The sequence below is a fragment of the Butyrivibrio sp. INlla16 genome, from assembly GCF_900104155.1.
GTDB lineage: Bacteria > Bacillota > Clostridia > Lachnospirales > Lachnospiraceae > Butyrivibrio.
Genome location: NZ_FMYB01000079.1, coordinates 1 through 10839, shown reverse-complemented (window position 1 = coordinate 10839; position 10839 = coordinate 1). Strand labels below are relative to the sequence as shown.

Annotated in this window: 10 protein-coding genes and 1 pseudogene; 1 reads left to right on the top strand and 10 read right to left on the bottom strand. The window is 36.1% G+C overall.

What is annotated here, in order from left to right:
* Positions 1–115: 115 nt before the first annotated feature.
* The 10 genes from BLR42_RS20740 to BLR42_RS20695 form a co-directional block, all read right to left on the bottom strand.
* A complete protein-coding gene (locus BLR42_RS20740) occupies positions 116–1084 on the bottom strand; it encodes an NAD-dependent epimerase/dehydratase family protein (RefSeq protein ID WP_022760647.1) in 969 nt (322 codons plus the stop codon).
* A gap of 56 nt (positions 1085–1140) precedes the next feature.
* Positions 1141–1377, bottom strand: coding sequence for an acyl carrier protein (locus BLR42_RS20735; RefSeq protein ID WP_091873326.1), 237 nt, complete (start codon positions 1375–1377; stop codon positions 1141–1143).
* A 22-nt stretch (positions 1378–1399) separates the two neighbouring features.
* Positions 1400–2347 carry a glycosyltransferase gene (locus tag BLR42_RS20730; protein ID WP_091873325.1) on the bottom strand — a complete coding sequence of 316 codons (948 nt, stop codon included), beginning with the start codon at positions 2345–2347 and terminating at the stop codon, positions 1400–1402.
* 38 nt (positions 2348–2385) lie between these two features.
* Positions 2386–4134, bottom strand: coding sequence for an ABC transporter ATP-binding protein (locus BLR42_RS20725; RefSeq protein ID WP_091873322.1), 1749 nt, complete (start codon positions 4132–4134; stop codon positions 2386–2388).
* Positions 4135–4177: 43 nt separating this feature from the next.
* The gene (locus tag BLR42_RS20720) at positions 4178–5314 is read right to left on the bottom strand and encodes a DegT/DnrJ/EryC1/StrS family aminotransferase (protein WP_091873320.1); all 1137 of its coding nucleotides are present in this window, start codon (positions 5312–5314) and stop codon (positions 4178–4180) included.
* A gap of 14 nt (positions 5315–5328) precedes the next feature.
* Positions 5329–6585 (bottom strand): ATP-binding protein, encoded by a 1257-nt coding sequence (locus tag BLR42_RS20715; protein ID WP_091873316.1) that lies wholly within the window; start codon positions 6583–6585, stop codon positions 5329–5331.
* Positions 6586–6733: 148 nt separating this feature from the next.
* A complete protein-coding gene (locus tag BLR42_RS20710; protein ID WP_091873313.1) occupies positions 6734–7699 on the bottom strand; it encodes a glycosyltransferase family 2 protein in 966 nt (321 codons plus the stop codon).
* Between the two features lie 29 nt (positions 7700–7728).
* Positions 7729–8622, bottom strand: coding sequence for a beta-1,6-N-acetylglucosaminyltransferase (locus BLR42_RS20705; RefSeq protein WP_091873308.1), 894 nt, complete (start codon positions 8620–8622; stop codon positions 7729–7731).
* Positions 8623–8649: 27 nt separating this feature from the next.
* Complete coding sequence (locus BLR42_RS20700) at positions 8650–9726, bottom strand: glycosyltransferase family 2 protein (protein ID WP_091873306.1); 1077 nt, start codon at positions 9724–9726, stop codon at positions 8650–8652.
* A gap of 3 nt (positions 9727–9729) precedes the next feature.
* Entirely contained in the window at positions 9730–10482 is a 753-nt protein-coding gene (locus BLR42_RS20695) for a WbqC family protein (RefSeq protein ID WP_091873303.1), read from the bottom strand.
* A 160-nt stretch (positions 10483–10642) separates the two neighbouring features.
* On the opposite strand from BLR42_RS20695, the pseudogene BLR42_RS23390 reads away from it, so the two are divergent.
* A pseudogene (locus BLR42_RS23390) lies at positions 10643–10839 on the top strand (transposase); the annotation flags it as partial.

Genomic DNA, 10839 nt, shown 5'->3' with positions numbered 1-10839 from the left:
GCTACACTTTAAGGAAAGCCAGATGGCTTTTCAAGTATATATTGTTATGTTGTTAAGGTGCGTAGGCTTCCACACATATGCCAGAGGCCTCTTTTAGTTTTACAGTTACAAATAATTAAAATCTTCCCAGTTCACGCTCTTTCTTCATATCTTCAAGCATTTCAAGATATGAATACTTGGGTTCATAGCCAAGCTCATCTACAGCTTCTTTAATATCCATTATGTATTGAGGTGCATTCGGCTTTTCAGGACAAAAAACAAGTTCTGATTTCTTTTCTCCTCCAAAAACGTCTCTCATTCCCTCAATCTGCTTAAGAAGCGGTGTTCCGATTCCTGTACCGACATTATAAAATCCTGTCTCTCTGTCTACAAAACAAGCCTTAAAAAACATCTGGCAAAGATCCTTAACATATACCATATCCTTTTGTCTTGTAGGATCCCCCCAAACTTCTATTGTTTCCCCTGCCGTAGCCTGATCAATAAGGATTCTGTGCATCATCTTATGCGGCACACCCTTTACACTATATTGATCATTTGTATTCCACAGATAAATATGCGGTAGTCTGAACGTAAAGGTCTTAATCTTATAGAATTCATGCACGCATCTAAGGAGTTCTTTGGTCGCATTCTGCGTTACGCAATAAACTGAATGATAGTTATCGTAATCAAAATATGGTTCATCATCCACATGCAAAACCAGTTGCTTTTCGCCTCTTTTTACAATATCAATAAAACTTTTTGCATATAGAATTCTATCAGCCTTAACTCTTACCGCATAATCAAAGATTTTGTACGAACCCAATACATTGGTTTCAACATATACGATTGGCTTATATCCGACCATCCTTGCCGGCATAGGGCCTATCATGTCTATTACCGCATAGACATCCTCTGTAGGAAGTTTGGAATACTCTTCCTCGTCATTGATGTTCATGGTTATTGTTTTTATCATTTTCTTAACTGTTGGATGTTCAACGAGGTCAACACCAATTATCTCGTATTCATCACTACAATTCTGAAGGAAATACTCAGCAAGATAACCGCCCATATTTCCGGAAACACCAAAAATAAGTATTTTTTTCACTCTTCTATCTCCTGTCGGCAAGCATTAAATCATCACAGATCAAAATCACGAGCTTCTTATTGTTTTTTAGAAGCAACAAGTTCTTCCAAATCCTTAACTGTAGTAATTGATAATAATTCCTTTTCATCAATTTTAATTGAGTATTCTTTTTCAATTCTAGAAATGATTGACATTATCTCAAGAGAGGACAAATCCAGTGTGTCCATAAATTCGCTGTCTTCAGTGATTTCCTCTTTATCAATGTCAGCAACATCCACAATTACATCAGCAATAACATCAAAAATTTCACTCATATAATCTTTCCCTTTCTTTCATTTACCAGATAAAATGTCTTAGTCTATATCTAAGCATACCAAATTTATTGTTACTGTCAAAAAAAAGTTTCTTCTTAATTAGAGCTTTTTCACTTTTATTAAATGATGAACGATTTTTTTTGTATTTGTCCCATTCATATTTTCTTCTGGAGTCAAAATTAACAGACAATCCCATGTTATGTGCAAGAACTTCTAAGTCCTTAAGCCCATCAAGATAGTTTAATAAGCTCTCGCTACTGTAAGTGTCATTTTTTGATGACCAGGATCCGGAATCCGTGGTCAACACATACCTATATGCTGATACATACTCACCTGAATTATATAATTTTCCTCTTGAAAGCATGGCTAGAACAAGGTGCCTGTCAATAAAACGGGACATATCATATCCCGATTCCTTTAAATTCTTTATGATTCCAACAAACGAACTTTGTCTATACAAAGAAGTAGCAGTCTGTCCGGGAAGCAGGTATTCTTCAAACTCTTTAACAGTGTAATATCCACCCTGTTTCATAAAACCGCTGTACTTTTCTCTATCCGGTTGGCGTACTTCATCCTGATCAACTATCATACATAAGCCAAAGCATGCTTCGTGATCCGGATGCGAATCTAAAAAATCAACCTGCTTTTGCAATTTTTCACAATCAATCCAATAATCATCGCCTTCGATAAGGGCTATATATTCACCCTTTGTACGCATAATAAGGTCCAGGGAGTTCTCAGTCATCCCCAAATTTGTTTCTCTTATAAATGGAATGATTATATCCGGATATTTATTTGCATATTCTCTAACAATTTCAGCGGTATTGTCTGTTGAACAATCCTCACCTATAAGCACTTCATAATCAAAATTCACATTTTGAGACAGGATACTGTCTAGTGAATGTCTGATATATTTCTCATGATTATAGGTTGCAACGACAATGCTTACTTTGAGATTTTGTTTTGACATTCTTTTCCCACACTCTTAAATCTTATGAAAGTAATTTCTTAGAATTCATCCATAAGTTTTTGAATATCGTTTTCTCCGATTACCTCAACTTTTTTATTGGCCAATCTATAAACTCTATCGCACATTGTAAGAACAGTTGGTCTATGAGTAGTAAGAATTACCGTTTTCTTAGGATCCTTAATCATAATATTATTAAGAACCTTACGCTCAGTAGCTACGTCTAACGCTGATGTAGCTTCATCCAAAAGAAGAATCGGTGCATCCTTTAGAAGTGCTCTCGCAATAGACAATCTCTGATTTTGCCCTTCCGAAAAGCCAAGACCACTTTCTCCAAGCATATGATTTAATCCATCCGGAAGTCTCTCAATAAAATCATAAATGCACGCTGTTTCAAGTGCTTCCTTTATTTCTTCATCTGAAGCATCTTGTTTTACCAGTCTCATATTTTCCAGGATACTCCCCGCCATCATAGTATTACCCTGAGGAACATAGGAAATAAGTGATCTGGTCTGCTTACCAAGTTTGAGACTTTGTATTCCATTTAATGCAAGTACTTTACCCTTAAGTGCTGTAACTATTCCAAGAATAATTCTGAGCATTGTCGTCTTACCCTCTCCGGACGGTCCAACAAGCGCAATTATTTCACCGGGATTAGCCTCAAGAGTAGCACCTTCAAATACAGAATATCCATTCTTGTACATGAAATACATATCTTCAATTAAAACAGAAACACCATTTTCTGCTTTTTCTGAAAAGTTCTCGATTAAATCCGAGTCAATCTCCTCAACCTCATCCGGTAAGAAAAGAAGCATTTTTACTCGACTATAAGATGCCATATATTCCATAATATCAGGAATCATTTTCAGTAATTCCTTTAATGACATCCCAATCTGGAATGCAAGGAATCCCAGAACAGAAAGCGAGCCAAAAGAAATAACCCCTGTATGAACTCTGTAAAACATCCAGCTTATACAAATTCCGGCAGCCAAAATACCTGCAAAGAACGATATTGCCCAGGAGCACAGTGAATATTTATTAGATCTCAAATCGGCTTTTTTTCTGGTGTTTTCCAGCTCAATCATTCTGTCATAAAACAGATTGCCAATACCAAAAGCCTTAACTGCCTGAATATTATTAAAAGTCTCCTTATTATACGAAGTAATCCTGGATTCAATCTCTTTTATCTCTTTATGAGATCTGTATATCTTTCCCATAAATATTCTTGATGTAATAAGCATAATAGGCGCTACTGCTATAACAACAAGAATCATACTGTAATCAAGAAATATAATATATAATCCCGCACAACTTATAAGTGTAAGTTTCGAAATCATAGATGGAACAAGGCCACTTGTGTTAAGCGCAACAACCTTGATATCCGATGAGAGTCTTGTAATCAGATCACCAGAATGATAATCAGTCAAATCCTGCCAGGAAGAATCCATGATTTTCCTATATGCCAGAAGCTCAAGGTCATTATACATACCATTAAAGTTCTTTGCTGCTATTCGTCCGCAAACCAGACTGATTATTATATTAATCACATATAGTACGAAAAACAAAACGCCTTTAAATGCAAGGGTCTGCACATTATCTTCCAGCGCAAGATCTACAAGGTTACCTATCTGACTAGTAAGAACAATTGCATACAGTGACTGAAAAATCAGGCAAAAAATGTAAATATAAAGTTTCCATTTGAAGTTTTCCAGTGTTTTCAGGGCCCAATGAAGTGTTCTGAAAATATCTGCAAAAATCTGAAGTTTCTCCTTTTTTATAGGCAACGCCATTACTATAAATCTCCTGCTTCAAAAAACTAATAACAAACAAAAATTACTTCAAAAACTCAATTATCAAATCACAAATATGATCAACTTTTTCAAGTTCTAGTTCTGCATACATAGGAAGAGTAAGAACCTGTTCTGATTGCTTTTGTGCTATAGGGGTATCCCCTCTGTATTCCTTATCCTTGTAGCAGTCAAACTGACTTGTCAAAGGGTAAAAATACTTTCTTGAATATATATTATTGGAGGCAAGGTATGTATAAACGTCATCCCTTCCCATTCCACAAATATCTTTATCAATAAATATGGGACAATATGAATAATTTCTTTTTATATCATTGCGGTATGGTGAAAGCATTCTCACTCCATCCAATTCCGCAAACCTTGATGCGTAACGTTCATAGACTATTTTTCGTTTTTCAATATTCTCTGCAAAATGCTCAAGGTTGCATAATCCCATGGCAGCTTCGAATTCATTCATCTTTGCATTGGCACCGGTAAAAGAAACCTGTTCTTCTCCCATAATTCCAAAGTTTTCAAGCTGGTATAGTCTCATGGCTCGTTTAACATCACTTAAGACAACACATCCGCCCTCAATTGTATTAAATGCTTTTGTTGCATGAAAAGAGAACATAGAAGCATCTCCATATGCAGCTATGCCCTTCTCTCCAATTCTTATTCCAAAAGCATGGGCCGCATCGTAAATGACTTTTAGCCCATGCTTTTGTGCAATTCTTTCTATTTCTTCTACATTGCAGGGAAATCCGTACACATGAACCGGAACAATTGCAACAGTCTTATCAGTGATAAGCTCCTCAATTTTCTCCGTATCCATTGTACAATCTTCTTCCCTGATATCACAAAATACCGGAGTACATCCGTTTCTAACAATAGCGTGTGTTGTGGAAGCGAAGGTATATGGTGTTGTTATAATCTCACCCTTAAGTTCAAATGCCTGTATTGCAAGCTCAAGTCCCATATGACCATTACAACTGGGTAAACAAATATTAACTCCCAAGAAATCTGTAAGCCTTTCCCTGAATTCTTCGTGGAGCGGCCCCATATTAGTGAGAATACCCTTATCCCATATCCTCTTCAAATAATCCACATATTCGTCAAGTGGAGGTAGCGAAGGCTTTGTTACAAAAATTCCTTCTCTCGTTTCAACGAATTTATTACTGCTCATTTCTTTCCTCTTTTTTATACTGCGAGTCCAACACTCTCTACATCACCGACCTTCACAGCATAACCTTTACGGCTATATTCAAAAGGACAAGTCATACTTTCGCCGGACTCTGAAATAACTTCCAAATTACTATTTATAATATTAAGACATTTGTCATAGTCTTCACTTTTGCATGAGAAAAGAATAAATCCAAAAATCATGCGCATAGCTGTATCAGGTTCAACAACATGTCCCACCTGCTTAACCTGCTGAATCTGTATTCCGGGAATTTGTTCCTTAATCTTGTCAATTCCCTTTATCTCTTTGATTGTTCCGGGATTGAGCCAGAATGCGTATGAATACATCTGCATAGCAGCTTTTGCATTGCAAGGCTGGTTCTTCTTTTCCTCGAGAACTGTATCAAGCATAGTATTGCAAAGAAGATCTTCGAAAGGATACTTTCCACCCGGAAGTCTGTAGTTCATCTCTATAATTGCAAATCTCTTACTATCAGTTAAAAACTGGAGACCACAAATACCTTCCTTACAGCCGATCTTTGTAAGCATTTTATCAATATTGGGTTTGTAGTTTTCAAAAAGCTTTATATGCTTTGAAGGAAGGAATCCAAATACTCTTCTCTGGCCATTGCGATATTCTTTTACATCATCGCCGCAGCCGGCAAGCTCACAAACACCATTTTTTACAACAACGATGTAGCCTGCAAGTTCTCCCTCAATGTACTCCTCAACAACAACCTTATGCTTATCAGACTTCTCATAAGCATCCTTATAGCCCTCAATAAGTTCCTGCTCATTGTAGCAGATATGAAGGCCAATACTTGAGCAACCATCAACAGGCTTTACAACTACAGGATACTTAATCTTCTTAATATCCTCTTTTTTAAGCTCAATATCAAGCTTATAATCCATAGGAACTTCCATTCCGCACTCAGCGCAGACTTTCTTGAATTCAGTCTTGTCATTTACGATTGCCAATGTCTCATCTTCTGCATAAAAATGAAGACCAAGTCTCTTACAAAGTTCCTTGTTAGCCTCTATACAGGTCTCTCCCGCACCTGCAAGAACTGCTGTTACGCCTTCTTCTCTGCACTTCTTCTCAAGTGCATCGATGTCAACTACGCTGATATCCCATGCTTCATCAGCCATACCCTTTTCAGGTGACTTCTCAACAGGAAGGTTATCCGTAACAATTGTGTATACGCCTCTCTCCTTCGCATGTTTAATCATCTCATCTACATGACAGTTGTTTCCCAAGAATAACAATTTTTCCATACCAATGTTCTCCTCTTCTTTTGAATATATAGTTCCAAATTTGAACGCTTAAAAGTTTAAGCTCAATTTGCGTATTTACGCCCCCTCTATTTATGTAAACATGTCGTTTGCCACAATTATCCCCCAAATTAGTAATTGTTTTTGGCAGTTATGTCCTTCTCCACCCTTTAAAGACATTCTTTAGACATGCCTTATAGTATTTTTGCTTTGTATTATAGTCCTCCTTTATTTTCTGTCTAATCTTATCTGTGTCCTCTTTAGAGAACGTACCCATATTAGCATATAATTTATTCAGTTCATAGGTCCTTCTTTCATCAAAATTAAGTTCAAGCCCAAGAACCGAAGCAATTTTCTCCATCTGCTTCATACCGTCAAGATATTGCATAACCGGCTTAATTCCATAGTAATCATTTTGAGAAGACCATGATCCCGACTCCTTATTAGTGACGTGCCTGTAAGCTGCTACATCCTCCCCCAGGTTGTACATCTTACCTATCGCCATCATACACAAGACCTGTCCTCGATCTATCTGCATTATCTGAGTAGCATCTTTTAGCTGGCTAAGTTTTTGCTGAAGTTGTCCATATACAACTTTTCTATACATCGAAGTCGCTGTCTGTCCCGGAAGTATATATTGTTCAAATTCCCTTATAGTAAAATCACCTTTTTCCCTTTTAAAGGCGTTATAATCTTCCTTTTCAGGATGACGAACATCATTTTCATCAACAATAATACATTTACCAAAACATGCAACATAATCGGGATGAGAATCAAGAAAGTCTACCTGTTTCTGTAATTTGTTATCATCAATCCAGTAATCGTCACCCTCAATGAAAGCTATATACTCTCCCTTGGCATGAGTCATGAGTTCCGGAATATTCGCATACATACCAAGATTTTTCTCTCTAAAATATGGAACAATAATATCCGGATACTTTTCAGCATATTCCTTAACTATTTTCGCCGTTCCATCATTAGAACAATCCTCTCCAACGAGAGCCTCAAATTTAAAGTTTACGTTCTGAGTTACTATGCTCTCCAACGTATGTCCTATGTACTTTTCCTGATTATAGGTAGCAACTATTACACTTACTTTAACATTGTTGCTTTCCATATTTTTATCCCTTCAATATTAAAACACAATCAACATCCATGTATATACTTAACGAGCCCATCTACAAGATCCGGATTTCTTTCATAAGAAATCTTTCTGGCAAAAAAAGCATCTGATTTTTCAAGTTCAGTCAAATCATCCAAAGAATATTCATAAGGGGTTCCCCTTATCCAGTCAATTGACCTAAGACTATTATTTGAAACTCTATCCGCAAACCCGGAGTTCATGGCTAAAGTAGGTATAAAAAACTCATCTGCCCCATCTGTAAGCCAATACATTTTTAAAACTTGTCTTTTCATAGACAAAACAAAGCATGCAAAATCATGCGTAATACTAAACCACTGATTTCCTTTATAAAAAGTAATATCCTTATACTTTTTTGTCCTGTCTACTTTATGTTTCTCTTGAAACTCTTTAATATTAGTTTGCCAATAGGCCAATTTTCTTTGGATTTTCTTTCTAAAGCCCGGCCCTTCATTATCTGCTTTTCCAACATATTTCAGTAGCGGATAATAATATTTGATTTTCTCCATAAAGAACCTGCCTGAATCGCCATCCGTATAATGTTCAATAAACTCCAAATTTTTATTGTCTAAATAATCATGAATATAGTCCTGGCTCTTAAGCGGAAAATCAACTCCGGAAACTAGATGATAGTAGTTATAGTTTCCTTTCGTTGCCTCCTCAAGCATACCAATTTCACATTTTACTATACTTAGTGTCCCCCAGTAAATACTTCTTTTTTTAACAAAGAATATTTTGGAATAACGTACACATGCTAAAAACTGTTTTTCATCAACATTTTTAACCTTTTTGTCAATATGCAAATATATATCATTTCGCACATCATCAAGCTCCGCTAAAAGCTTCTTCAACATATTGAATTCATTATGTGCCATAATCAAATATGCATGTTTTTTCATATAGTAACCTAATTTTTACAACTTACTTTAATAAGGCATTTTCCATTTCTGTAATACCGGTCTATGCCTCAAGCTTCTATAGAAATTATATGTTGTAAGCATAATTCTCCCAAATAACGGAAATCCCTTAAAGTTCCATATTATAAACATATGATACTTTAGCTTAATATCTCTGATATCTTTGTTGCAAGTTAAAAGATACTCATCTTTCCCGCATAAAAAATCATCAAATCTCTCAATAAAAAATGATGAGTCTTCAGACTGTTTCAGAGCCTTAACTACATCATTCGGAGTATACCCAACGTATGTCTGTTCCATAAGTTTAAAACACATAAGAGAAAACTTTTTTGCAAAAGCAGTATTATTTGTTAACTCTATGTAATCATAGACATCTTCAAGCAGCTTTATGTTTTCAGAAATTCTAACAGAAAGAGTATTCAATTGTCCCATAGCGGAATTTTCCGTAATGATATACCTAATTGCTCTGAGTGCTATGCATGTAATTTTTTCTGCATGCATTAAATATTTCAGATTAAAAGCAAGATCTTCTCCCCTTTTACAATTTTCCGGAAAAATAATGCCATTGTCCCTTATAATATCTGATTTATAAAGCTTAGACCACACTTCATATCCAACCCGGTATGGCAATAACTCATTAAGCGCAAACTTAATTCTTTCATTGTCTGATGAAAAAAAACTGTTACCAACAGTAAAGTCAAAATCGCTCAGTTTATCTCCATTTTCTTTCCATCTTGAATATTGTGCGGACACCCAATCAGATTTTGTTTCATGCATGGCATCTACCATAATCCGAATAGCGTCCTTCTCTACAACATCATCTGCGTCAAGAAAAAAGACATACTCTCCTGCAACCATATCAAGTGCCACATTTCTGGCAGAAGATACCCCACCATTATCCTTATGAACAGGAATTATTCTCGAATCTCCAAGAGATATTTTTTTGATTATGTTATATGTATCATCTTGAGATCCATCGTCAATGACGATTATCTGCAAATCCTCATAAGACTGTGAACATATTGAATCAAGACACCTCTCTATGTTTTTTCCCGCATTATATGCAGGAATAATTACTGATACCATTTTTTATACGATTACCTCTTCAAAGCTCTCATAACCATCCTCAAGCGTAAACTGTGTCAGCATCTCCGCTATCTGTTCCTTGGTACAGAACATCATTGTGTCAATAATAGAGAGATTAGGAACAAACTCTTTTCCACCAAACTGTGTATAGGTAATGTCTTCACGCGCCTTTAAAAACTTAAGGCCAAGTCCATTTTCGCGGAAAAACTTCTGACAATATAGTTTAGTCCCTCCAATAGCATTGTAATATTCAGTCGCCCCTCTATTCTTGCAGGACTCAACAACATAATGTTCTCTCTTATATGTTCCATCCAAAATCACATCTTTTGATGCCAGGTAAATCGGAGTTTTAATTCCAAGCTCAGCGGCAGTTTTCCTTATGGCATTTTCCAAGAAAACCGCTATATTTTTCCCTTCATCAGTTAGACCAAATTCAAGAATATTTTTTACATGCTCATAGACACTCTCAAAGTTAGGTGCCTTTGCATAAGCACTTTGAATAGTATTAAGCATCTTAATCATTTCATTCTCGTCGAATGCAATTTCTGTTTCATTAATCAGCTTATTCTGCGAGGGCTTATGAACCGGAATTCTAAAATATTGAGCCTCCCCGTTCATTAAAATCTGATTTCTGTTGATATATCCCTGCTTCATATAATTCAAATTGTCTGCAATAACATATTCATCAACCGCATTCATAAGCTGCCAGTAGCCTATATACGGAAAAAAATATGGCTGATGAATTCCAAGTTTCATTGGTTTTCCCTCCCTGAATAAAGTGGTAGTGTCAAATTTACTACCTCTTTTTTGTTCTAAAGCCTTGATTTATCGGGAGTTCAAAATAAAATGAGCATTGACCTCCCTTTTTGGTATAATGTCAGCGACCAAACTCACAAAAAACCAGGAGACAATGCTCGTGAACATTATACTTTATTTACTTGAAATCATCCACCAACTCTATCAGCAGAATTGCTGGCTGGTAAACTTCATATGCAGATATATACCGCTAAAACAGTGGGCTTTCGACGATTCCCATTCTCCCAAATATCAAAAGTTCAAAGTTGATAAGCTTCCCGTCATCATAAAAGTAGAGCCATGGGATTACCGTGATTT

Excerpts from the sequence above, each read along its gene's own strand:
- BLR42_RS20725 (WP_091873322.1), bottom strand. The coding sequence starts at position 4,134 with ATGGCGTTGCCTATAAAAAAGGAGAAACTTCAGATTTTTGCAGATATT.
- BLR42_RS20700 (WP_091873306.1), bottom strand. The coding sequence starts at position 9,726 with ATGGTATCAGTAATTATTCCTGCATATAATGCGGGAAAAAACATAGAG.
- BLR42_RS20705 (WP_091873308.1), bottom strand. The coding sequence starts at position 8,622 with ATGAAAAAACATGCATATTTGATTATGGCACATAATGAATTCAATATG.
- BLR42_RS20715 (WP_091873316.1), bottom strand. The coding sequence starts at position 6,585 with ATGGAAAAATTGTTATTCTTGGGAAACAACTGTCATGTAGATGAGATG.
- BLR42_RS20735 (WP_091873326.1), bottom strand. The coding sequence starts at position 1,377 with ATGAGTGAAATTTTTGATGTTATTGCTGATGTAATTGTGGATGTTGCT.
- BLR42_RS20710 (WP_091873313.1), bottom strand. The coding sequence starts at position 7,699 with ATGGAAAGCAACAATGTTAAAGTAAGTGTAATAGTTGCTACCTATAAT.
- BLR42_RS20720 (WP_091873320.1), bottom strand. The coding sequence starts at position 5,314 with ATGAGCAGTAATAAATTCGTTGAAACGAGAGAAGGAATTTTTGTAACA.
- BLR42_RS20730 (WP_091873325.1), bottom strand. The coding sequence starts at position 2,347 with ATGTCAAAACAAAATCTCAAAGTAAGCATTGTCGTTGCAACCTATAAT.
- BLR42_RS20695 (WP_091873303.1), bottom strand. The coding sequence starts at position 10,482 with ATGAAACTTGGAATTCATCAGCCATATTTTTTTCCGTATATAGGCTAC.